A 22,422-nucleotide genomic window follows, 5' to 3' on the forward strand; every position below is an offset into this window, starting at 1 on the left:
GGGAATGACCATAAAAAGGGCGGGATACTATCCCGCCCTTGTTCGTGGCACATCAGCCCATGACCAGCCAGCCGCAGAAGCCAAGATAGATCAGCCCCACCCAGGCGAGCCTGCCCGCCGTCATCCGCTCCCGACTGAACCCCCACCACAACAGCACGACCGCCAGCAGCGTCACCAGCGAGGAGACCATCATGGTGCTGTCCAGCAGCCAGGGAGTGAACAACAGGCAGAACGCCTTGGGAATGGTGCCCTGGATCATCATGGCCCCCGAGATATTGGCCAGCGCCAGCCGGTGCTTGCCCTGCCGCACCCAGATCAGCACGTTCATCAGCTCGGGCATCTCGGTCGCCACCGGGCTCAGCAACAGGGCCGCCAGCACCGGCGAGAGGCCAAACAGCTCGCCCATGCTCTCCAGCTGGTGAACGAACAGCTGGGCAGCCAGCGCCACCACCACCAGCGCTACCAGAGTTTGCAGCAGCACCTTGCCGAGCGCCGGGATCTCGGCGCCCGGATCCAGCTTGAGGAGCTCTGGCAACTCAACCTCGTGGCTGTCGGTCTGCTTCAGCTCGCGCCGCACATAGACCAGATACACCAGCACGAACAGCGGAGCCAGCCAGGTTTTACCGGTGAAGGTCACCATGCCGAGGGCCATCGCCACCAGGAAGATGCCGACGAACCAGGCCTGATCGCGGCCTATCTCGCGCTGCACCTCGCCATCGATGGCTCTATGCTCCCGGCTCATGCACAGTAGCAGGGTCACGCCGACGGCGGCATAACCTATGGTGGCCAGCACCAGCGGGCCGCCGAGGGCGGCACCTATGCCTATCTGCTGCTGAGCGGGGGCATCCCCCATCAGCAAGGCGGTCAGGGTGACGATGCATTCGGGCAGGGCCGTGCCGAGGGCCGCCAGCAGGGAGCCGGTGGCACTCTGGGATAACTTGAAGTGGTGGCCGGTCCATTCGATGCCATTGACGAAATATTCGCAGGCCAGATAGATGGTGACGGCAGAGAGCAGAAATAACAGCAGGGTGATCAGCATGATGAGTAACCGCCAGGCGAGCAGAACAACCAATGGACCCGATACGGCTCGCCCGGCTGGCTTGCATATCGAGGCCAAAGGTCTTGCAGAGCGATGGATACCATCGCCGCCCATGCCATGGATCTGAGGATCCAAGAATGTTGACATGAGCCCTGCCCGGATCACGGGCGGGTTGCTACTCCCCTATGACAGTGCGGGCTTTTTACCAAGTTGACCGCCACCCCACAAGGCAAACTAATGATCATTGACTCAACAAGTTGTAAGGGAATGTAACCGTCCACCCACCGGCTTTGCCATCCGGATCCACTCCAATGCCGGTGAGCTCCTCGCCTTGGCACACCGTTTGCTATGAGATGACTACTGTCCACACTGATTTGGGAAGGGTGAACGATGAAACGGTGGATCCAACATTTCTATCAACTGAACCGCCTCAACTGGCTGATGGTCTGGCTGCTGCTCTGCTGCAGCATCATTCTGCTGTTTCCGGCCGGTTTGATGCAGGGGGCCGTCAGCCAGTGGGCCGCCACACACGCCGCCTGGCTCGGGGTCGGCATGCTGATCGCCATCTCCTACTTCTGCAGTCAGGGCTTCCTGATCGCCTGGGAGTGGGCCTGTGACGAGTGGCAGTCGCGCCGTCAGCAGGATCAGCTGGCCCAGATGATCTCCTTTCTCGATTTCAACGAGAAGGCGGTGCTGCGGGAGTTCGTGCTGCAACGTAAAAGCGTCATAAACTTGCCGATCACCGAGCCCGCCGTCAAAAACCTGATGGATGCCGGCGTGCTCACCTACGCCTATGGCAAGCCGGCCCGGGAGAAAGAGGACGAGAACCAGATCCGCGCCCTGATGATCGCCCTGCCCGCCCGCCCGCTGCTCACCTACAAGGTGCTGGGGCTGTCGCGCGGCAAGATGAGTGACGAGCAGGTGGAGCAGATCATGAACGCCAGACCCAAGTTCGCGCAGAAAAGCTTCCAGCGCTGATCGTCGTTCCCGCCAATAAAAAGAGCCGGCCCTGTGGCCGGCTCTGTCGTTTCTGCCCCGTTACTGGGTTCTGGCCTTGAGATACCCGGCGTAGTCCGGGATCTGCACGCTGAACGCCTGGCGCATGTGGGGGCTGTCCATGATGAAATCGGCAGTCGCCTCGTTGGTGGCGACCGGGATGTTCCAGACTGCCGCGAGGCGCAGCAAGGCCTTCACGTCCGGATCGTGGGGCACCGCATTGAGGGGATCCCAGAAGAAGATCAGCACGTCGATCTTGCCCTCGGCTATCAGGGCGCCAAGCTGCTGGTCGCCCCCCATGGGGCCGGAGAAGAGACAGGTGATGGGCAGCTGTGCCTGCTTGCCGAGCATGGTGCCTGTGGTGCCGGTGGCGTAGAGGTGGTGGAGCTTGAGCTCCTCCTTGCGCCGCATCACCCAGTTCAGCAGGGGGGTCTTCATGTTGTCGTGAGCCACCAGCGCCACTCGCTTGTGGGCCGCCATCTCACGGGCGATCTGTTCCATGGACATCATCCGTAGCATTGTTGTTTGAATAGAGCCGTATCCTAATCGAAAGCGGCGCCCGTTGCCTTGCCGGGCGCCGTAACTGTGATCACTTCGACTGTTCAATCCACTGCTTGTTCTTCTGCTCCAGCACCGAGATGGGCAACATGCCGTATTCCAGCACATGGTGGTGGAACGCCTTGAGGTCAAAACCTGAGCCCAGTGTCTGCTCGGCCGACTCCCGCATCCGGATCAGCGCCAGCTGGCCCGCCTTGTAGGAGGTCGCCTGACCGGTGTAGGCCATGTAGCGGGGCACCTCGGAGCTGATGTCCCCCGCCCCCAGCGCCGAGTTCTCCTTCATGTAGTTGGCGGCCTGGTCGTGGCTCCAGCCATACCAGTGGATGCCGGTATCCACCACCAGCCGCATCGCCCTCAGCATTTCCTCGTTGAGGCGACCGAAGTACTGCAGCTGGTTGTTGAAGGCGGACGAGCCCTCGACCTTCACGTCCCCCACCGCCGGATCGTAGAGACCGCGCCCCTGATAGAGCCCCATGTCGTGATCCGCCAGGTATTCGGTGTAGAGCGCCCAGCCCTCCGCATAGGCGGTGTAGGAGGCGTTCGCCACGTACTGCGGGAAGTCGGGATCCTTGGCGGCCAGCTCCTGGGCGATGGTGATCTGGAAGTGGTGGCCCGGCGCCGCCTCGTGGGCCAGCAGGGTGCTGATGTTCCAGCTCTGCAGGCCATAGGGGTAGTAGGTGTTGAGGAAGAAGCGCCCCTTGCGGCCGGTCTGCGGGTTGCCGTCCTGATACCAGGCCACCCCGCCGTATGGCGCGTCCTTGTAGGAGACGGGCACCACCTCGTAATCCAGCTTGGGAATGGTGCGCTCGGCATCGAAGAAGTCCGGCAGCACCAGCGCGGCCTTGCTCTTGAAGGCGTTGTACTCCTGTAGCGCCCGCTCGTGCTCGGCCAGCGCCTGCTGCTGCGGCCCGCTCAGGGTCGCACCGGCGGCGTTGCCGGGGTTGAGGCCGGCCGACCAGACCGCCAGCGGGTTCTGATAGAAGAAGGCCGGTTCGTTCAGATAGCGGAAGAAGGCGTAGATCTGACCGCTCTGCTTGCTCTGGCTCACGTCGTCGCTGTCGCACTTGCCGACGGTATGGCACACCTTGACCATGGCTCCGAAGATCCGCGCCACCTCGCTCAGCCCCAGCTCATGCACCTGCTCCGGCGTCATGTCGGTGGTGGTGTGCTTCTTCAGCAGCCAGCGATACCAGTCACGCCCGTTGGTCATGCCGCAGAAGCCGTCGTCGCACTCACCGCTGCCAAGGCGCACCGCATAGGCGCCGCCATGCTGGTAATCCAGGTAGTCGCGCAGCGCCAGATAGCGGCCGTTGATGCTGTCCAGCACCCCCTTGTACTCGCTGCGCAGCGCCTCGTCCGCCTCTCCCGGCAGCTGCTGCCAGCCGAGGTAGGAACCGGCGATCACCTCGCCCTCCAGCTTGCTGTCGAGCTGGGCCAGCAGCCGGTCCACCAGCTCGTCCGGCAGGGTGTTGCCCTGAGCGCTGCCCAGTTCGAACTGGCGCTTCACCTCGGCAAGGTAGCCGTCATAGGCCTTGAGCCAGCTGAGGTGCTCCTGATACCAGGCCAGTGGTGCGGTGGCGACCCTCGCCTTGCTGGCCACAACCGGTGCAGCAGCCGGGCGATCGATGTCGCGCCGCCAAGCGGCATCCCCCGGCGCGACCCGATCGGCCGAACTCTGCTCGAAGTAGTCGAAGCCGGGCTCGACGGTACGGGCAGCTTTGCCGCTGGCCGGGGCGGCCCCTACCTCATCGACCAGATCCACCACCCGGTTGCTGAAGTGGTGGATCGGGATCTGGGACTGGGGCAGATCGTAACCGGTCAGGTTGATCTGCAGATCCCAGCGGATCATGTCGTAGAACAACCGGTCCCGTTCGCTCAGCACACCAGCGTCCAGGGCATCCAGCCGCTTGAGCAGGGCGCTGTCGAGGGCCTTGCGTTTGGCGATGCTGGCGGCATCGATGGCAAAACCGTAGGGGTCGAGCGCCTGGCTCTCGCGCAGGGCCTCGTCCATGGTCTGCATCAGGGAGGTCTTGGTGGCGGCGGGATCCGCCGGAGCGTTGGAGCTGTTGTCATTGCAGGCAGCGAGCGAGAGTGCGATGGCACAAGCCAGCGCCAGTTTGTTGGGCAAGAAGTGCATGGTGTAGTCCTTTAACCGTTGTTATTGTTTGCCCCCGAAAAGGGGTTCCAATAGTGCACCTCTCCTGCTCGTTTTTTTGCGACATAATTAACAAAAATAAGCTTACTTTTCATGATGATAAGCATCATGAAAAGCTATGCAGCCAGACATTAAAAAACCCGCCGCAGCGGGTTTTTTAATCGCTTTTTCATGCCATAACTATTCAGGACGAGCCGTGATGCAGCTGGGACTGCTGATAGTTCTCCAGCCCGATGCGATCGATGAGATCGAGCTGGGTCTCCAGCCAGTCCACGTGCTCCTCTTCATCCTCCAGGATATCCTGGAACAGGTCGCGGCTGATGTAGTCCTGCACCGACTCGGCGTAGGCAATGGCCACCTTCAGGTCCGGGATGGCATCCATCTCCAGCGACAGGTCGCAGCGCAGCATCTCCTCCACCGTCTCGCCGATGCGCAGCTTGCCCAGATCCTGCAAGTTGGGCAGCCCTTCCAGAAACAGCACCCGCTTGACCAGCTCGTCGGCGTGTTTCATCTCATCGATGGATTCGTGATACTCCTTGTGCCCGAGCGCCTTGAGGCCCCAGTCATCGTAGATGCGGGCATGCAGAAAATATTGGTTGATGGCTATCAGCTCATTGGCCAGCACCTTGTTGAGGTGGGCGATGATCTTGGGATCTCCTTTCATCGACAGTGCTCCTTGGTTCGTGCCTGAGGCTTAGATCCTTAGAGCTTAGTCCAGAAAAGTGACAACAATAGGTCCGGCGAGCCAGCTCGCCTGCGGGAAGGAATTTAAAAAACAGGTCGGTTTTTACCGACATTGCGACCTTGTTCAGGCCACCTCGTAGTAGAGCGGCACCTGTTCCAGCTCGGCCTTGTCGAGTTCGGCGGCGATGATCTCCATGGTCATGCGCACGCATTTGCCGCACTGGGCGCCGACGTCGAGCGACTGCTTGAGCTGGCGAAACTCGGTCTTGCCTGCCTGTACCGCCTTGCGGATCTGGGAATCTGTGATGCCGCGGCACAAACAGACGTACATAGTGTTTACCTCATGCTGGATTGCCATGAAATCTAAATGAGAATGGTTCGTAGTGCAAATAACTATTGGTAATAAGATCCCCCGCTTGCCAGCCATCAACCCCTTGGTGACAATGCCCTGTCACTGAGGGAAACATCATGCTCAAGAAACTGTTCACTGCCCTGTTTGGCGGCCAGCCCGCTCCGGTCGCCGAAGTCACCCCCACCGAGTACGCCGGCTACCTCATCTATCCCGAGCCCATGGCCGAAGGGGGTCAGTATCGGCTGGCTGGCCGCATCACCAAGGAGCTGGACGGTGTGCTGCAGACCCACCGCTTCATCCGATCCGATCTGTTTGCCAACCCCGCCGATGCGGAGCGCTTCATGGTGCAGAAGGCGCACACCTTTATCGACCAGATGGGGGATCGCATGTTCGAGCCCCGCAAACCGGCCGACAGCGCTGCTTCATGATGCCAGTTGCGCTCGACGAGCTGCGCCAGGCACTGGCCCGCGCCGGCGAACGGCGGCTGATCTGGCTGGAAGGTGATGAGGCCGATTGCATCGCCCGGGCCGAGACTCTGCTAAGCGGCATCAGCTACTGGCTGGGAGATGGCCCGGCCGAGCACAACCCGCAGCCGGCGGCCAAGGCGCTGCAGCGACTCGGTCAGGAGTGCGACACGCTTGTGTTTAATGCGTTCAGCGGTTTTCACCCCGACGCGTTCGGGGCGCTGGCGGGCACCTTGCGGGCGGGCGGCCTGCTGCTGCTGCTGACCCCGCCGCGAGCCCAATGGCCTGCCTGGCCGGATCCAGACCGGGTTCGGCTGGTGGCACAACCGGAAGATACGGCACTGGCGGGCCACGGCTTTCTCGCCCGGCTGGTGCGGCTGCTGACGGGTGACCCAGCCCTCGAGCTAGCCCCTCCTGCAACGGCAACCCAGTGGCAGCCGGTTGGGCCAGCGCGACCATTGAGCTGTGATCAGGCGCGCGCCCTGCCCGCCATCCACAAGGTGTTGCACGGTCACCGCCGCCGTCCGCTGGTATTGAGTGCGGATCGGGGCCGCGGCAAGAGCAGCCTGCTGGGGCTGGCCGCCGCCGAGCTGCTGCGCCAACAACCCGACCTGCAGATCCTGGTGACTGCCCCCGCCCAGGCCACAGTCGCCACCCTGTTTGCCCACGCGGCCCGTGCCCTTGAAGACGCGCCGCAACTGCTGGCAAGACTCAGCTACTGCTCGCCGGATCGGCTGGTGCACGAACCGCTGCAGCCCGACCTGCTGCTGGTAGACGAAGCGGCCGCCATTCCGACCCCGCTGCTGGAGGCCATGCTGGCCCGGCACGGCCGCATCGTCTTCGCCACCACGGAGCACGGCTACGAGGGCACGGGCCGCGGTTTTCACCTGCGCTTCAAGCGGGTACTCGATCGCGAGACACCCGGCTGGCAGGAGATCCACCTGGCCGAGCCGATCCGCTGGAGCAGCCGGGATCCGCTGGAGCCGCTGGTGTTCCGGCTGCTCGGCCTCAACGCCGAGGTCGAGACGCCGCCAGCGCCCACCCAGCCTGGCTGGCGCCGGCTCGAGCAGGATGCATTGGCTGCCAATGAAGGGCTGCTCCATCGAGTGTTCGGCCTGCTGGTGCTGGCCCACTACCAGACCACGCCGAGCGATCTGCGCTACCTGCTGGAGAGCCCGACCCTCGACATCCACCTGCTGGAACAGGGCCCGCATCTGCTCGGGGTGGCGCTGGTCGCCCGGGAAGGAGAGATAGATCCTGAACTGGCCGAGGCGATCTGGGCCGGGCGCCGGCGTCCGCGCGGTCATCTGCTGCCCCAGTCGCTGCTGGCGCACGCCGGCTTCAAGATCGCAGGTGCACGCAGCTACGCCCGGGTGATGCGCATCGCCATTCATCCGGCGCTCCATCGCCACGGGCTGGGGTCGCTCCTGCTGGCCCACCTCGAACAGCATTATCAGGCGGCAGGGCTCGACTATCTGGGCTCCGCCTTCTCGGCCAGCTCCGACTTGCTGCCCTTCTGGCGCAAGGTAGGGCTCAGGGTGCTGCGCATCGGCCTGCAGCGGGATGCCGCCAGCGGCAGCCACGCCGCCCTGCTGCTCAAGGCGCTGCAACCGGCTCGCACCGCCGAGCTAGCCGAGTGGCATCGCCGCTTCGTACGTCAGCTGCCTACCCTGCTGGCGGGCGAGCTGAAAACCCTTGAATCCGAGCTGGTGTGGCAGTGCCTGCAGGATGCGGAGGCCAGCTCGAGCGGGCTCGATGAGTTTGATCAGGATGAGCTGGCCTGCTTTGCCCACCACCACAAGCCGTTCGAGCTGTGCCAACCCAGCCTGCAACGCTGGCTGGCGGGCAACCTGACACAACTGGCAAAGCTTGACCCCGCCGAGCGGCAACTGCTGATCGCCACCATCTGGCAATATGCCGACTGGGGAGCGCTGGCGGCCAGGCTGCAACTGGCGGGCAAGCCGGCGGTCATCAAGGCGCTGCGCAGCCTGCTGGCCCGGCTGCTGCCGCCCGCTACCACTCGATAGGCGCACCTCGCCAGTCGAGGTAGCTCAGCTCGCCATCCGGCGTCAGCCGCGCCATCAGCGTCACCAGATCCGCGGCAGCCTGTTGCGGGCTATGCAGGCTGCCGGCGGCCAGGTTGCCGTGAAACGGCCGCGAGAGCGGGGTGTCCACCGTGCCCGGATGAAACGCCAGCAGCTTGACGCCGGGCGCCCGTCTGGCGAGCTCGATGGCGGCGCACTTGAGCAGCATGTTGAGGGCTGCCTTGGCGGCGCGATAGCCATACCAGCCCCCGGCGCGGTTGTCGCCAATGCTGCCGACCCGGGCACTGAGCACCGCCAGGGTACATGGGCTCGACCCCAGCAGGGGCAGCAGCTGACTGATCCAGCGCAGCGGCAGCAGGGCGTTGGTCTGGTAGAGCTGGGTCATGCTCTCGAGGTTGAGCGCCTCGAGCCGTTTCTCCGGCCGGATGCTTCCCTGCTGCAGCAGGCCGTTACAGATCACCAGCCAGCGCGGCCTCGGCGCCAGCTCACCTATGCGGGCCACCGCATCTGCCAGCTGTTCATCACTGTAATCGCAGCGCAGCCAGTGCAGCCTGGCGCTATTGAGCCCCGCCGGTTGCGGCTGGCGACTGATGGCGATGACGGGCGCGGCACCCGCCGCCAGCCAGTGCGCCACCAGGGCGCTCCCCAGCCCACCACCGGCACCGATCACCACGACACTCTCTTCCATGACTCCCCCCTTGCGGCGAGTGTGATGGCCTTCTCCATCGCCCCGCGCTTTTCCTGATAGGCTGATACGCGCCTTCCAGCCTGCGGGATCAAGCGGTTATGGAGGCGATCTTGTGTGGATCCCGTCGTCAGCGGCGGATCCATTCCTATACTGAGGGAAAACCGCAGCGGCTGCTGCCAGCGCAACCAGAAGCACGAGAGTGACCATGATGGCCAAAGACGGGGAAGAGCGTAAATCCATTCTGACCGAGAGCGGCACCAACGAGCTCGAGATCATCGAATTCCACCTCAAGAAGCAGCTGCCCGATGGCCGCGAGAAAATAGCCTACTACGGCATCAACGTCGCCAAGGTGCGCGAGGTGATCCGGGTGCCGGAGACCACCGACTACCCCAACGCCCAGCGTCACATGGTGGGGGTTTTCTCCCTGCGCGAGCGGCTGATCCCGCTGGTGGATCTGGCCGGCTGGCTTGGTATCAAAACCAACCCGGACAACAGCAACAAGGTGGTCATCGTCACCGATTTCAACAAGATGGCGAACGGCTTCCTCATCGACAGCGTCAGCAGGATCCACCGGGTCTCCTGGGAGGATGTGGAGTCCCCCAGCCAGTTCCTGGAGGCGGGCGAGAATGACTGCGTGGTGGCGGTGGTCAGGCGCGACGGCAACCTCATCATGATCCTCGACTTCGAGAAGATCATCGCCGACATCAACCCCGAGCTGAGCATGGAGAAGTACGATGTGACCCAGGATCGCAAGGTCATCATCGACGATCGCATGATGGCCATGCGCCAGGCCAAAACCATCCTGGTGGTGGACGACTCCGCCTTCATCCGCAAGATGATCGAGACCACTCTGCGCACCGCGGGCTACAACGTGGTGACCGCCAAGGACGGGGGCGATGGGCTGGAGATGCTGATGGAGTTCGATCGCCTGTCGCAGGAGGAGAAGATCCCGGTGGCCGAGTTCGTCAGCGGCATCATCACCGACGTGGAGATGCCCCGCATGGACGGCATGCACCTGCTCAAGCGGCTGCGCGACACCCCCGCCTTCAAGACCATCCCCATCGTCATGTTCTCGTCGCTGATGAGCGATGACAACCGCCAGAAGGCGCTGCAGCTGGGAGCCAACGACACCATCACCAAACCGGAGCTGGGCCGCATGGTCGGCATGATGGACAACTTCCTGCTCGGCATCCCCATTCCCAAACCGGGCAACCTGTGAGGCCGCAGGTCGGCCACGCAAGCAAAAGGGCGCCTCGGCGCCCTTTTGCTGCGTGATGGATCAGCCCAGCCAGAGATAGAGCTGGTGAGCCGCCACCCCGGCGCACAGGCCACCGATGGTGTGGGCTACGATGGCGCGGGAGGTGAGATGACGATAACCGAGCGCATCCAGCATGGCGGTGTGGGTGCTCAAAAAACCGCTCCAGCACATGCCCATGGCGGTGAACACCGCCACCTCGTTGCCGGTGATCCAGCCCTTGCCGATGAAGGGGGGCACCAGCGACATGGCGGCCCCGACCGCCCCCAGCGAGGTGACCGGGAAGGCCACCAGCTCGGCGTGGGTGAAGCCGAACAGCAGCTCGAACAGCCAGCCCACCTTGGCCGCCAGCACCGGCAGCAGCGCCACCCCCTGGAAAGCCTCGCCGGTATAGCCCTGCTCGCCCGGGCCGAAGGTCAGCAACATCACGAAGGTGCTGATGATGAGCACCCCGGGGATCACCGCCATCCCCAGCTCCACCCCGGATTTGCCGCCGTCCAGCAGGGCGTTGAGCACCCGCAGCCAGGTAGGCGCCGCCTCCCGGCTCAGGCCCGGCTTGGCCCCCACGCTCTCCACCTCGTCGGAAATCGGGGTCTCCCCCACCAGCGGGCGGATCATCCGCTGCATCAGACGGGTCGATACCACGGAACCGATGAGGGCGCCGAGCAGGCCGATCAGCGCGGCACTGGCGGTAGACTCGCCCCCCGGCAGCTGCAGGGTGGCCATGAAGGTCACCACGATCAGTCCCATGCCGAAGGCGGTGCCGAAGTTGGTGAGTGAGACCAACTGCCAGGGGGTGAAGCCCTTGCGAAAGCGGCTGTCCCTGGCGAGGCTGATCACCGCCGGGTTGTCGGAGAAGAAGGTCATCAGGGCCGCCAATGCGGTGCGCCCCGGCAGCCGGAACACCGGCTTCATCAGCGGCGCCAACAACACCTCCAGCAGGCGGATCACCCCGAACTCGCTGAGCAGCTGGCTGAGTGCCCCCGACAGCACGGTAATGCCCATGATGAAGAGCACTGTGTTGAGCAGCAGCTGGTGGGCGGTGTTGAACAGGGTGTTGACCAGGGCGGAGAGGCCCATCTGGCTGCCGAGGTAGCCAAACAGGCTGCCGAGGATGGCCAGCACCAATACCGGCTCCAGCCAGCGGCGAAGGGAGGCCGCCCCCTGGTGATAATCTTTAACTGCTTGATTTTCCATACCAATCCTGAAATCTGTCGCTGTGTGGTGAGTATTGTTGTTATGGCACCCATAAAGCAGGAGCCCTTGTCTTGCGACAAGGGCTCCTTGCATTGATTCTTCTGCCAGGCTCGAACTGTGCCATGTGGGCTGACTGCCCACCACGCTGGCGACAGAACCGGGGAGGAGAAAACGGGTGGCCGGACGATCCTGTCCAGTCTGCCTGTCTCGCGCCAGCGCACCGGCACCACGGCCTGCCCGGCGACGAAACGGGGCGGCAGTATAACAACTGGGGCCGGTCGGCGAAACAAGGGGCGACCGGAGCGGATTGCCGCTCAGCGCCTGCGCGGGTAAGCTTCCCCATCGGCAATCGACTCCGTCATTCACCATCCGGCAGCAACATGGGCAGCACCATGAACGACCTCGTGACCTATATCAGGGCCATCCATCGCCAGGCAGGACCGGCGATACTCGTCCGCCAGCAGAGCGAACAACACAGCGAGCAGGACGAGAGCGGCACCCTGACCCACCACCGGCAGACCCATTACTGGTTCGCCAACGGCGTGGTCATCTGCCACCAGCTGGAGCTGGACGAAGAGCCCTCCCCACAAGTCTGCCTGGAGTGCTGGATCAGCTACCGGGTGGTCGCCAGCCCCATCCCCATCACCCCTGTGCGCAAGCTGTTCCACAACCCCTGCCAGGAGGCCTTCTGGCTCAAGATGCAGGAGATCACGCCAGCCGGCTGACCTGCTCGACCAGTGACCGGTGCGCCGTCAATACTGCTTGGTCTTGGAGGCAAACCCCGCCAGGAACAGCCCGGTCAGGAACATGCCGCAGAAGGCCTCGATGGCCGACAGCAGCTGGAGCGGGGAGGAGGTCTGGGAGATGTCGCCATAGCCCAGGGTCACGAAAGTGACGATGCTGAAATAGAGCGAGCGCCCAAGATGGTCATGGGTGACCGATCCCGGCGCCAGATAATAGGTCAGGGTCGCCAGCAGGATCACCCCCATCGACAGCAGCAGGCTGCGGATCGGCCGCTCGCCGAAGCCCCAGGTGATGAAGCTGATGAACTTGGCGGCGCATTTCAGGTAGCACAGCAGGGTGAGCCAGCCTTTCTTGAGCCAGCCGCTGCGCAGCCAGCACTCCTTGAACAGCTCCCTGGGGCTCGCCAGCGACTTCATCTCGTGCAGCTTCTCCTTGTAGTAGCACTCGCCGGCATCGACGGTGTCGCCCACGCTGGAGAAGAGCCGCTTGGCGTTGCGATAGAGCTTGCTGGCCTCGCTGTGATCGACCCGGCCATTCTCGTTGTAGGCCACCTGCACCTTGTCCAGGTTGGTGTGCTCCATGGTGGCGTCGAAGTTCTTGGCCCGCACGTTGAAGTTTTTCAGCACCGCCCGGGAGGAGTGAAAGCGGATCTCCTCGCACTCTATGGTGAAGTCCTGAAACACCCCGTCCTCCAGCGCCAGCTCCCGCTTCTTGGCCCAGGCCCTGTGGTCCCACAGCAGGGAGTCGAACAGATCGAGCCCGATCACCCCGCCGTTGACCCTCACCCCCTTGGCCGAGCAGTGCCACAGATAGACCTTGGAGTTGTTGACGGCACCATCCAGCGAGAGCTCGTCCAGGCAGGTGAAGTCGAGCAGCCGGCCGGAGATGATGGGGCTTTTGAGCTCGACGCCGCCGATGTTGAGCAACCGGTGCCTGCCCAGCACCTGGGCCTCCCCCTTGTTGTTCTCGGAGACCGAGAGCAGGCTCTGTACCCGCTTCACCTCGTCCTTGCCGTGTTTGCCGGCCAGCCACATGCAATAGGGTTCAAAGCACGTCTCGGCGCGGATCAGCCCGCTCTTGCGCAGGGACTCCAGCGCGCTCGAGGCTGTCTCATAGAGTCTGATCTTGTCGTCGCTCATGTAGAGGCACAGGCTCAGCACGCAGCGGGAGCTGATGAAGCGGGCGATGCCGATCTGGAAGATCACCTGCTTGTCGATCTTCTGCTCCGTCATCCAGTCATCGAAATGGGGCAGCGACGCCACCAGCAGATCCCAGATCAGGGGGTAGTCGTTGGCCCGGCGCCACTCGTTGAACTGTTCGGGGGAAAGCTGCCAAAGCTCTGTTGCATTCATGGATGACCTCACTCAAGAAAGCGGTCCCGTTCTCCTGCGCCCACCGATGCGGCAGAGGCCGCCAGGGCAAGATGGGCAGAATAGGGACTCATCACGCCATCATACTAGGCGGGCGGGGGAAGTCACTGGCGGGAACGGTACAGCAGGGGCGCTGCGACAACTTGCCGCCGAGCTGGCGAGATCTTGCTCAATGTGGCACCGGATGCCGGAAAACTGGCAAAGAAAAAGCCCAGCATTGCTGCTGGGCTTTTGAATTGGCTCCTCCTGCTGGGCTCGAACCAGCGACCTGCGGATTAACAGTCCGTCGCTCTACCGACTGAGCTAAGGAGGAATTATAAGTGGTGCCCAGAGACGGAATCGAACCGCCGACACGGGGATTTTCAATCCCCTGCTCTACCGACTGAGCTATCTGGGCAAATGGTGCCGGCTACCGGAATCGAACTGGTGACCTACTGATTACAAGTCAGTTGCTCTACCTACTGAGCTAAGCCGGCACACTTTAAACCATTGTGCATGAACAAGTTTTTCTTTCACGACACCAAAATTTGGTGCCCAGAGACGGAATCGAACCGCCGACACGGGGATTTTCAATCCCCTGCTCTACCGACTGAGCTATCTGGGCGTGGGCGCTATTAAACGGATTTTAAGGCAGGTGGTCAACGGGAAATTTCACTTTTTGTCTCGTTCGTCTCTTTTTTGCTCAGGATCATCCATTTCCAGCACTTCTTCCTGCTCGCCGCGGTTCTGGCGGCCCCAGACTCTGGGCTCCTCCCCTTTCAGCAGGCGGGCGATGTTCTCGTGATGGCGGATCAGAATGAGGCAGGAGAGCAGCGAAACCGGCAGCGTGTATTCCGGCTTGAGCAGGTAGGTAAAGAGCGGGGTCAGCAACACGGTAATGATGGAGGCCAGCGACGAATAGCCGCTCACCAGCAGCACCAGCAGCCAGGTGCCGATCACCGCGCCCCCCATGGTGAAGCCGATGGGCATCATGGTGCCGAGCGCCGTGGCCACCCCCTTGCCGCCACGAAAGTGGAAGAAGATGGGGTACATGTGGCCGAGACAGGCAGCCACCCCGATGAAGCCGAGGTAGACGGGTTTGATCTGCAGATACCAGGCGAGGTAGACGGGAGCCGTGCCCTTGAGCACATCGAGCAGCAGCACCACCACGGCCGCCAGCCGACCACCGAGGCGCAGCACATTGGTGGCCCCCGGGTTGTGGGAGCCATGATCACGGGGATCCGGCAGACCCGTGATGCGGGAAACCAGCACAGCACTGGACAGCGAGCCGCCCAGGTAGGCCAGAATAATCATCAAAATCGTCAGGGCCGTCATCTTGGTCGTTTTTACCACGATATGAATGGGGTATGATGCGGGCCACATTCTCTGGCGCCTGCGTGGGGTTGCCCACCGCGTGTCGCCCAAACCGGCCGCCGGCACTCATCCGCTGGCCAGGCCTGCATCCCTGCGCTGTCATCACAGCCCATCAAGAGTAAAGAAGAAGTACTGTCATGGACAAGGTGTTTATTCGCGGACTCGAGGTTTTGACCACTATCGGTGTATACGAGTGGGAGAAAGGCATTCGCCAGAAGCTCTGTTTCGACCTCGAGATGGGGTTCGACAACCGCCCCGCCGCCGCAACCGACGATATCAATCTGGCACTGGATTACGCCACCCTCTCTCGCAAGATCTGTGATCACGTCGCCAGCAAGGTGGTGGAGCTGGTCGAAACCATGGCCGAACAGGTCGCCATGCTGGTGCTGGCCGACGAACGGGTGCAGTGGGTCAAGGTCACCCTGACCAAGCCGGGTGCCGTCCCCAATGCCGCCGGTGTCGGCGTCGAGATCCTGCGTCACCGCACCCCGGCCGCGAGCGCCAACTGATGACCCGCATCTATATCAGCCTGGGCTCGAACCAGATAACAGGGAGCGCTGCATGACCTGTATCTACATCAGCCAGGGTTCCAGCCAGATGACAGGGAGCACCGCATGACTCGTGTCTATATCAGCCTGGGATCCAACATCGAGCGGGAACGCCATATCCGCGCCGGCCTCGATGCGCTGCAGGCCGAGTTTGGCGAGCTGCAGGTCTCCCGGGTGTTCGAGAGCGAGGCGGTAGGCTTCAACGGCCGCCCCTTCTACAACCTGGTGGTGGGCGCCGACACCGAGCTGCCGCTGGCGACCCTGTGTCAGCGACTGCGCGCCATGGAGTTCGCCCACGGCCGCGAGCCGGATGCCAAGAAGTTCGCCCCGCGCACTCTGGATCTCGATCTGCTGCTCTACGGCGAGCTGGTCTGCGAGACGCCGCTGGTGCTGCCGCGCGGCGAGATCCTCACCAACGCCTTCGTGCTCTGGCCACTGGCAGAGCTGGCGCCCAAGTTCTGCCACCCCGTCGATGGCCGCACCATCGGCGAGCTGTGGGCGTGCTACGACAAGGCCTCCCAACGGCTCTGTCCCATCCCCTTTCACTGGGCAGCGGGCGCATTGCAGCACCACTGAACGACAAGGGCACCCACGGGTGCCCTTGTTGCTGATGGACAGAGCTGATAACGGATAAGAAACCGTGATTGGGCCTGCGACGCGGCAAGTGGCAGGATGGCCGCCATCACAGGAGAACCCCATGCCACTCGATACCATTCACGACTTCAACTGCCGGCTGCTGGCCGAACTGCCCCATCAGCGTTTCGAGCACGAGCCCATCCTCGACTACGCCACCGATGAAAAGGTGAGAGCCCGCCTCGGCTGGCAGGCCGAGTTCAGCAAGACCCTGTTTCTCAAGTTCAAGGATGGCCGCTTTGCCCTGCTGCTGACCCACAGGGACGGCCGGCTCGACAACAAGGCGGTCAAGGCGGCGCTCGGCGCCAAGCCCTCCATCTGCACCGCCGACGAGATGCAGGCCGAAATCGGCTGCCTGCCGGGCGCGGTCTGCCCCTTCCTGCCCCGCGCCGACATCCCGCTGCTGGTGGATCCTGTGCTCATGACCCACCACGCCTTTACCTGGACGCCGGGCCACCCCGAGCAGACCTTCCTGCTGGAAACCGCCCACCTGGCCGGACTGCTGGCCCAGCTGCCCTGCCAGGTAAGCTACCTGCCGGCCCCCTGAGCCCGCGACTCAGCGCTTGTCCCGCGCCAGCTGGGCGAAGATCAGCGCCGCCAGCATCGACATCAGGCCGATGCAGAGGTAGGTGAGGTGAAAGCCTCCCAGCCACTGGCCATCCGCCGCCGACGAGCCGGCAGAGAAGAGCCCCAGCAGGCTGGCGGCGATGGCCACCCCCAGGCTCATGGAGAGCTGCATCACCACCGACAGCAGGCCGTTGCCGCTGCTGGCGAACTCCGGGCTGAGATCCTGCAGGGTCAGGGTGTTCATGGCGGAGAACTGCAGCGAGTTGATGGCGCCGAACACCATCAGCCAGCCCAGCAGCACCCCGTAGGGGAGCTGGTTGTCGATGAGGGAGAAGCTGGCGATCATCACCCCGAGCGCCAGGGTGTTGCCGATCAGGATGCGGCGATAGCCGATGCGCGGAATGAGCTTGTTCACCAGCGTCTTGGTCAGCATGGCCCCCAGCACGGTGGGGATCATGGTCATCCCCGCCTTGCTCGGCGAGAAACCAAGCCCCAGTTGCAGAAACAGCGGGGTGAGAAACGGCATGGCGCCGCTGCCGAGGCGGGCGAACAGGTTGCCCCAGATGCCGATGGCGAAGGTGCTGGTCTTGAACAGCCCCAGCCCGAACAGCGGCTCCTCGGCATTGGCGGCGTAGAGCCAGTAGCTCGCCATGGCGGCCAGCCCGAACAGCAGGGCAAACAGCGCCCAGCCGGTGGAGATGCTGTGCTCCCCCAGCCCCTGCAGGCCCACCGACACCAGCACCATGCCGGCGCTGAACATCACGAATCCCTGCCAGTCGAACTTGGCCGTGCTCTGGCGCAAGTCCGGCATGAAGTACCAGCTGGCGATGAAGCCGAGCAACCCCACCGGCAGGTTGATGAGAAACACCCAGTGCCAGCTCGCCACTTCCACCAGCCAGCCACCCAGTGCCGGGCCGATCAGCGGCCCCACCAGGCCGGGGATGGTGACGAACGACATCACCCGCAGCAGCTCGTGCTTGCTGTAGACCCGCAGTACCGCCAGCCTGCCGACCGGCATCAGCAGGGCACCACCGATCCCCTGCAGTACCCGGGCGGCCACCAGCACCGGCAGGGAGTTGGCGGCCGCGCAGGCCAGAGAGCCCAGGGTAAACAGCAGGATGGCGGCCAGATAGATGCGCCGGGTGCCGAATCTGTCCGCCAGCCAGCCGGAGGCGGGAATAAGCAGCGCCACCGTCAGCATGTAGGCGATGATCACCGACTGCATCTGCAGCGGGCTCTCGCCCAGGGTCTCGGCCATGCTCGGCAGGGCGGTGTTGAGGATGGTGCCATCCAGCGTCTGCATGAAGAAACCGACCGCCGTGAGCGGCGGCAGCCATTTGCGCTGGGCAGGGGTCACCATGTGTGTGCTATCGGGCATCTGCAGCCACCTCCTCTTCAGACAAAAAAAGACCCGCACAAGCGCGGGTCATCTCATTACATCAGGCATCAGGCTGGCCGAGCATGGCTCTGAGCTGCTCTTCCAGGCTGGGCTCGGGCGCCTTGAGGGTATCCAGGAACAACCGCTCTATGCCCGCCTTGTCCTGACTCTTCACGATGAACACCAGTCGGGACTGGGCCTTGCCCTCCGGCCACTCCCCCAGCGCCTGCAGCGGATAGAGCTGACCGTGGACGCCGTGGATCACCACCGGCTGGCTCTCCCCTTCCAGCTGCAAGATGCCCTTGAGCCGCAGCAGCGCATCGCCGTATTGCGCCTGAACCGCGTCGATGGCGGCCAGCAGGCGGGAGGGCTTGAGCGGCTCGCCGATGCGCAGGGAGAAACTCTCGATATTGCCGTGCTCGAAGTGGGTCGGCGCGGCCGTGCCCACCTTGGCGGCGAACGGCTTCATCTTCGGCTGCATCGGCGAGGCCAGCCCCTGCCTGGGGGATTCGGTGCGCAGCCAGGCCAGCAGCTGGCGCACGTCGCGTCCGGCCGCCTCGTTGTAGGCCCCCAGCTTCTCCAGCACGGCGGGCGAGAGCACCCCGTTGCTGACCCGCTCGATGGGGGCCGCCGGGTTGAGGGTCGCCAGCTGGGCTTCGACCCGTGCCAGCGTCTCCTCATCCACCAGGTCGCCCTTGCTCACCACCAGCAGATCCGCCAACGCCACCTGTTTCACCGCTTCATACTGAGCCGCCAGCTGCTGCTCGATATGACCGGCATCCACCACTGTGACGGTGCCGTCGAAGCGGTAACGCTGGGCGATAAAGCCCTCCTCCCTCAGCGTGAACAGCACGGGGGCCGGATCGGCGAGGCCAGTGGTCTCGATGATGAGTCGCTTGAACGGTTTGATCTTGCGCTGAATGGCCTTCATAAACAGCCCCTGCAGCGCCTCCACCAGGGAGCCCTGCACCGAGCAGCAGATGCAGCCGGAATCGAGCAGCACCACCTGCTCGTCCACCTGCTGCACCAGGTGGTGATCCAGCCCCACCGAGCCGAACTCGTTGATCAGCACAGCGCATTCGCCAAGCTCGGGCTGCTTGACCCAGTGGTTGAGCAAGGTGGTCTTGCCGCTGCCGAGAAAGCCGGTCAGCAGGGTCACGGGGATGCGGGTATCTTGCATATCGGTCATGTCAAATCCTTACCGGTTGGCAAACAGGTCGGCGAGCCAGCGGTTTTCGAAGCGGCCGTGGGGGTCGAGCTCGCCCTTGAGGGCCAGGAAGTCGTGCCAGCGCGGCAGCAGGGCCGGGAAGTCGTAGAGATCCATCGCCAGGTGCTTGCCAAAGTGCGGGATGCCGCCGAGCGGCACCAGCAGTTGCTGCAGCTCGCGCATCTGCTCCATGGAGCCGTTGACGAAGGTACCGTCCGCCGCCAGATAGACCAGGAACCCGATCCAGCACACCGACTGATCATAGGCGGCGCTGAGCCAGGCCTTGGAGGGGCCGGTGCAGCGCAGGATAAAGGGGTAGTGCAGCACGCCGGGGTTGGCCTGCTGCCACGCCTGCAGGGTCTCCAGCGCCTCGTTCATGCGATTAAGCGGCACCGCTACCTCGCAGTTGATCTGGGGCGCCGGGATCCCCTTGCAGAGGATCTGGTAGACGTTGCCCACCAGATCGGAGGCATCCTTGAAGCGGCGCACCGTCTCGAAGTGCTCTCCGGCCAGCGCCTCATCCTTGGTGTCCTTGGCCATCTTCTGCAGAGTCGCATCTATGGTGGCATTCATGCGGGCGTCGATGTCGCCCTCCAGCAGCAGCGGCTCGCTGCCACCGGCGCGGTAGCGGGCCACCTCCTCATCGGAGGCGGGATCCACCAGCCAGATGTGGCTCTCGCCGGTCCAGGCGAACCACCAGCTTTTCACGAAGGCGTGCTCGCGGTTGAGCCGCTCGTTGTGTTCCAGCAGGAAGGGGTAGTCGGTGGTGAACTTGGTGCAGCGCATGATGCGGTTGGGCACGGTCTGCAGGGTGACGTCGAGCAGGATGCCGAGCATGCCCATCCCCATCACGAAGGCACCGAAGCGGGGGTCGGTGCGATCCACCCGGATGATGTCGCCACTGGCCAGCATCACGGTCAGGGCCGCCACCGCATCACAGAGGGCGGACTGGTGCAGCCCCTGGCCGTGGGTGCCGGTGCTGAGCGCACCGCCCAAGGTCTGGATGCCGATGACGCCGGGGGAAGCCGGCAGCATACGCTCCATGGCGATGAGATCGGCGTAGACGGTGTCGAGCGGGGTGCCCGCCTGATAGGTGACGGTGTCGGCGGTCTGCCCTAGCTGACCGCGCAGGTGGTGCAAGTCCACCAGCAGCGCCTGGCTGCCCTCGGCATAGACGCTGTGGATGGGTTCGAAGGAGAGGCCGGAGCCGATGAGGCGCAGCTTGCGCTCGGGGTTTTCCCGCAGCAGTTGCTGCAGTTCGTCGCGATTCTTCGGACGCCACACCTGCTCCAGTGCGCCGAGGGGATTGGTCCTGGACCAGTTGAACAGCACCTCCCGCTGACCTATCGCCTTGATGCTGTGAAATGCCTGGAACCTGACCGTCATACCGCCCCTCATCTTTATTGACGTCAAAATGAGCGCCAATTCTACCGAAAAGCGGACCACAAGGCATGAAAAACAAGCCCCTACAGTCGGGGGTGGATAGGGGAGATAGCCTCTCCCCCCGCCTCAGCGCGTCTGCTGGGTCAGTGCCAGCAGCATGCCAAATCCCACCAGCAGAGCGCCAAACACCCGATCAATCCAGTGGCGCACCGCCAGCAGCCGACCCCGTACCGAGTCGGTGGAGAAGAAGATCGCCACCGCGCTGAACCAGACGGCGTGGGCCAGCACGATGAAGGCGCCGTAACCGAGCTGGACCGCCAGCGGTGTCTGCGGCTGCACCACCTGCATGAACAGGCTGACGATGAAGATGGTGGTCTTGGGGTTGAGCACATTGGTCAGGAAACCGGTGCGCAGCGCCCCCAGGCTGGAGAGGGCGGGCTGCTCGGCCAACATCTCGTCGGTTGCCGGTTTGGCCCGCAGCATCTTGATGCCGAGGAAGATGAGGTAGGCGGCCCCCGCCAGCTTGATGAGGTTGAACAGCCAGAGCGACTGCTGGATCAGCAGCCCTACCCCGAGCAGGGTGTAGGTGACGTGCACGCAGACCCCGGCACCTATGCCGAGCGCCGTCAGCACACCGCTGCGGCGCGAGAGCAGCAGGCTGTTGCGCGACACCATGGCGAAGTCGGGCCCGGGGCTGATGACGGCAAAGAAGGTAATGGCTACTACGGCTAACAGTTCGGTCATGAAAATAGTCCTGATTAGATGGAATATCGGCTATTTTATTTGGCCATGATACCAATAACGAACGATAACTTCTGACATGAACGGTGAGAATAATTCACATAAAAGCCTGTCGCTGCCCGCCCTGACCGCGCTGCGCTGTTTCGAGGTGGCGGCCCGCACCGAACACTTCAGCCGCGCCGCCGACGAGCTGCACCTCACCCACGGCGCCGTCAGCCGGGCGGTGCGGCTGCTGGAGGAGGATCTGGGGGTCATGCTGTTCGAGCGGCGCCAGCGCCGGGTCTTTCTGACCGAGGCGGGCGAACGGCTCTATCAGGCGGTCAGGGAGGGGCTGGGCGGCATCCGCCAGACGGCGCAGGCACTGCGCCAGCAGGGACGGCCGACGTCGCTGGTCATCTCCTGCGAACCGACCCTGCTGATGCGCTGGCTGATCCCGCGCTGGCCCGCCTTCCAGGCCCTGCACCCCGAGTTGGACGTACACCTGATGGCCGGTGGCGGCGCCCTCAACTTCGGCAGCGGCATCGATCTCGCCATCCGGCGCAACGACTTCCAGTGGCCCGCCGAGCTCTACAGCCAGCCGCTGTTCGAAGAGCTGACCGGGCCGGTCTGCCAGCCGGGCAAGGTGGCGCAGTTCTTCGAGACGGGGGCAAACGGCCCGGCCCTGCGCCCTGGCGCCCCTCGCCTGCACACCAAGACCCGGCCGGGGGCCTGGCAGGAGTGGTTGCAGCACGCCGGCCAACCCGCCGGCGAGGAGGCACCGGGGCAGACCTTCGAGCACTTCTACTTCAGCCTGCAGGCGGCGGTTGCCGGGCTGGGAGTCGCCATCGGCCCCTACCGGCAGGTGTACGACGACATTGAAGCCGGCCTGCTGGTGGCGCCGCTCGGCTTCATTGCGGATGGCACCGGCTATCACCTGCTCGCCCCCGCGCCTCCCGCCCCCGGCAGTGCCCACGCCAGGTTGGCGGAGTGGCTGCACGCCCTCCATGCCTGAACCTTGGCAGGCGAGATAGAAGCTGACGCGACGCTCGGCCAAACAAAAGCCCCGGCATGAGCCGGGGCTTTTTA

22 protein-coding genes, 4 tRNA genes and 1 riboswitch are annotated in these 22,422 nt (G+C 63.7%); of the genes, 9 read left to right on the forward strand and 17 right to left on the reverse strand.

Annotated elements, in window-relative coordinates:
* Positions 1 to 52 precede the first annotated feature (52 nt).
* A complete protein-coding gene (locus ACB031_RS15405; protein ID WP_371139860.1) occupies positions 53 to 1,039 on the reverse strand; it encodes a sodium:calcium antiporter in 987 nt (328 codons plus the stop codon).
* An 89-nt stretch (positions 1,040 to 1,128) separates the two neighbouring features.
* Positions 1,129 to 1,235, reverse strand: a riboswitch (yybP-ykoY riboswitch).
* Between the two features lie 194 nt (positions 1,236 to 1,429).
* Here ACB031_RS15405 and ACB031_RS15410 point away from each other — a divergent pair.
* Complete coding sequence (locus ACB031_RS15410; RefSeq protein ID WP_005305531.1) at positions 1,430 to 2,017, forward strand: superinfection exclusion B family protein; 588 nt, start codon at positions 1,430 to 1,432, stop codon at positions 2,015 to 2,017.
* Positions 2,018 to 2,077: 60 nt separating this feature from the next.
* Here ACB031_RS15410 and ACB031_RS15415 read toward each other — a convergent pair whose 3' ends face one another.
* The 4 genes from ACB031_RS15415 to ACB031_RS15430 all read right to left on the reverse strand — a co-directional run bounded on the left by ACB031_RS15415 (position 2,078) and on the right by ACB031_RS15430 (position 5,763).
* The gene (locus ACB031_RS15415; protein ID WP_010635987.1) at positions 2,078 to 2,536 is read right to left on the reverse strand and encodes a methylglyoxal synthase; all 459 of its coding nucleotides are present in this window, start codon (positions 2,534 to 2,536) and stop codon (positions 2,078 to 2,080) included.
* 88 nt (positions 2,537 to 2,624) lie between these two features.
* Entirely contained in the window at positions 2,625 to 4,730 is a 2,106-nt protein-coding gene (locus ACB031_RS15420; protein WP_371139861.1) for a DUF885 family protein, read from the reverse strand.
* A 202-nt stretch (positions 4,731 to 4,932) separates the two neighbouring features.
* On the reverse strand, positions 4,933 to 5,412 hold the full coding sequence (gene bfr, locus ACB031_RS15425; RefSeq protein ID WP_005314068.1) for a bacterioferritin: 480 nt from the start codon (positions 5,410 to 5,412) through the stop codon (positions 4,933 to 4,935).
* 144 nt (positions 5,413 to 5,556) lie between these two features.
* Positions 5,557 to 5,763, reverse strand: a complete 207-nt coding sequence (locus ACB031_RS15430) for a bacterioferritin-associated ferredoxin (RefSeq protein WP_017779074.1) — start codon at positions 5,761 to 5,763, stop codon at positions 5,557 to 5,559.
* Between the two features lie 137 nt (positions 5,764 to 5,900).
* Here ACB031_RS15430 and ACB031_RS15435 point away from each other — a divergent pair, with 137 nt between their 5' ends.
* Positions 5,901 to 6,212, forward strand: a complete 312-nt coding sequence (locus ACB031_RS15435; RefSeq protein ID WP_010635983.1) for an HlyU family transcriptional regulator — start codon at positions 5,901 to 5,903, stop codon at positions 6,210 to 6,212.
* Positions 6,209 to 8,275, forward strand: a complete 2,067-nt coding sequence (locus ACB031_RS15440) for a tRNA(Met) cytidine acetyltransferase TmcA (protein WP_208200755.1) — start codon at positions 6,209 to 6,211, stop codon at positions 8,273 to 8,275. The genes ACB031_RS15435 and ACB031_RS15440 overlap by 4 nt, the downstream gene beginning before the upstream one ends.
* Here the strand turns inward: ACB031_RS15440 and ACB031_RS15445 are convergent.
* Positions 8,262 to 8,981 carry an SDR family NAD(P)-dependent oxidoreductase gene (locus tag ACB031_RS15445; RefSeq protein WP_371139862.1) on the reverse strand — a complete coding sequence of 240 codons (720 nt, stop codon included), beginning with the start codon at positions 8,979 to 8,981 and terminating at the stop codon, positions 8,262 to 8,264. The two genes, ACB031_RS15440 and ACB031_RS15445, sit on opposite strands and share 14 nt — an antisense overlap.
* Positions 8,982 to 9,186: 205 nt before the next feature.
* Between ACB031_RS15445 and ACB031_RS15450 the strand changes: the two genes are divergently transcribed.
* Positions 9,187 to 10,200 carry a chemotaxis protein CheV gene (locus ACB031_RS15450; RefSeq protein ID WP_005305558.1) on the forward strand — a complete coding sequence of 338 codons (1,014 nt, stop codon included), beginning with the start codon at positions 9,187 to 9,189 and terminating at the stop codon, positions 10,198 to 10,200.
* 60 nt (positions 10,201 to 10,260) lie between these two features.
* Here ACB031_RS15450 and ACB031_RS15455 read toward each other — a convergent pair whose 3' ends face one another.
* The gene (locus tag ACB031_RS15455) at positions 10,261 to 11,433 is read right to left on the reverse strand and encodes a nucleoside recognition domain-containing protein (protein ID WP_371139863.1); all 1,173 of its coding nucleotides are present in this window, start codon (positions 11,431 to 11,433) and stop codon (positions 10,261 to 10,263) included.
* Positions 11,434 to 11,813: 380 nt separating this feature from the next.
* Between ACB031_RS15455 and ACB031_RS15460 the strand changes: the two genes are divergently transcribed.
* A complete protein-coding gene (locus ACB031_RS15460) occupies positions 11,814 to 12,158 on the forward strand; it encodes a hypothetical protein (protein ID WP_371139864.1) in 345 nt (114 codons plus the stop codon).
* 27 nt (positions 12,159 to 12,185) lie between these two features.
* Here ACB031_RS15460 and ACB031_RS15465 read toward each other — a convergent pair whose 3' ends face one another.
* The 6 genes from ACB031_RS15465 to plsY form a co-directional block, all read right to left on the reverse strand.
* The gene (locus tag ACB031_RS15465) at positions 12,186 to 13,529 is read right to left on the reverse strand and encodes a potassium channel family protein (protein ID WP_139397704.1); all 1,344 of its coding nucleotides are present in this window, start codon (positions 13,527 to 13,529) and stop codon (positions 12,186 to 12,188) included.
* 255 nt (positions 13,530 to 13,784) lie between these two features.
* Positions 13,785 to 13,860 (reverse strand) — tRNA-Asn (locus ACB031_RS15470).
* Between the two features lie 8 nt (positions 13,861 to 13,868).
* Positions 13,869 to 13,944, reverse strand: a tRNA-Phe gene (locus ACB031_RS15475).
* A gap of 3 nt (positions 13,945 to 13,947) precedes the next feature.
* Positions 13,948 to 14,023 (reverse strand) — tRNA-Thr (locus ACB031_RS15480).
* A 52-nt stretch (positions 14,024 to 14,075) separates the two neighbouring features.
* Positions 14,076 to 14,151, reverse strand: a tRNA-Phe gene (locus ACB031_RS15485).
* A gap of 47 nt (positions 14,152 to 14,198) precedes the next feature.
* Positions 14,199 to 14,861, reverse strand: coding sequence for a glycerol-3-phosphate 1-O-acyltransferase PlsY (plsY, locus tag ACB031_RS15490; RefSeq protein ID WP_065017256.1), 663 nt, complete (start codon positions 14,859 to 14,861; stop codon positions 14,199 to 14,201).
* Positions 14,862 to 15,037: 176 nt separating this feature from the next.
* Here plsY and folB point away from each other — a divergent pair, with 176 nt between their 5' ends.
* From folB to ACB031_RS15505, 3 genes are all read left to right on the forward strand, one after another.
* Positions 15,038 to 15,409, forward strand: coding sequence for a dihydroneopterin aldolase (folB, locus tag ACB031_RS15495; RefSeq protein WP_010635977.1), 372 nt, complete (start codon positions 15,038 to 15,040; stop codon positions 15,407 to 15,409).
* A 105-nt stretch (positions 15,410 to 15,514) separates the two neighbouring features.
* Positions 15,515 to 16,024 carry a 2-amino-4-hydroxy-6-hydroxymethyldihydropteridine diphosphokinase gene (folK, locus tag ACB031_RS15500; RefSeq protein ID WP_371139865.1) on the forward strand — a complete coding sequence of 170 codons (510 nt, stop codon included), beginning with the start codon at positions 15,515 to 15,517 and terminating at the stop codon, positions 16,022 to 16,024.
* Positions 16,025 to 16,145: 121 nt separating this feature from the next.
* Positions 16,146 to 16,628: a YbaK/EbsC family protein gene (locus tag ACB031_RS15505; RefSeq protein ID WP_017788220.1), complete on the forward strand. Its 483-nt coding sequence runs from the start codon at positions 16,146 to 16,148 to the stop codon at positions 16,626 to 16,628.
* 9 nt (positions 16,629 to 16,637) lie between these two features.
* Here the strand turns inward: ACB031_RS15505 and mdtD are convergent, their stop codons facing one another.
* The 4 genes from mdtD to ACB031_RS15525 all read right to left on the reverse strand — a co-directional run bounded on the left by mdtD (position 16,638) and on the right by ACB031_RS15525 (position 21,360).
* Positions 16,638 to 18,026, reverse strand: coding sequence for a multidrug transporter subunit MdtD (gene mdtD, locus ACB031_RS15510; protein WP_005305583.1), 1,389 nt, complete (start codon positions 18,024 to 18,026; stop codon positions 16,638 to 16,640).
* 61 nt (positions 18,027 to 18,087) lie between these two features.
* On the reverse strand, positions 18,088 to 19,215 hold the full coding sequence (locus ACB031_RS15515; RefSeq protein WP_167385237.1) for a GTP-binding protein: 1,128 nt from the start codon (positions 19,213 to 19,215) through the stop codon (positions 18,088 to 18,090).
* A 9-nt stretch (positions 19,216 to 19,224) separates the two neighbouring features.
* Positions 19,225 to 20,619, reverse strand: a complete 1,395-nt coding sequence (locus tag ACB031_RS15520) for a D-arabinono-1,4-lactone oxidase (protein ID WP_095591539.1) — start codon at positions 20,617 to 20,619, stop codon at positions 19,225 to 19,227.
* 123 nt (positions 20,620 to 20,742) lie between these two features.
* Positions 20,743 to 21,360, reverse strand: coding sequence for a LysE family translocator (locus ACB031_RS15525; protein WP_042049828.1), 618 nt, complete (start codon positions 21,358 to 21,360; stop codon positions 20,743 to 20,745).
* 76 nt (positions 21,361 to 21,436) lie between these two features.
* Between ACB031_RS15525 and ACB031_RS15530 the strand changes: the two genes are divergently transcribed.
* Complete coding sequence (locus ACB031_RS15530) at positions 21,437 to 22,348, forward strand: LysR family transcriptional regulator (protein WP_371139866.1); 912 nt, start codon at positions 21,437 to 21,439, stop codon at positions 22,346 to 22,348.
* Positions 22,349 to 22,422 lie beyond the last annotated feature (74 nt).

Source organism: Aeromonas sp. S8(2024) (assembly GCF_041403085.1).
In the GTDB taxonomy this organism is placed as follows: domain Bacteria; phylum Pseudomonadota; class Gammaproteobacteria; order Enterobacterales; family Aeromonadaceae; genus Aeromonas; species Aeromonas dhakensis.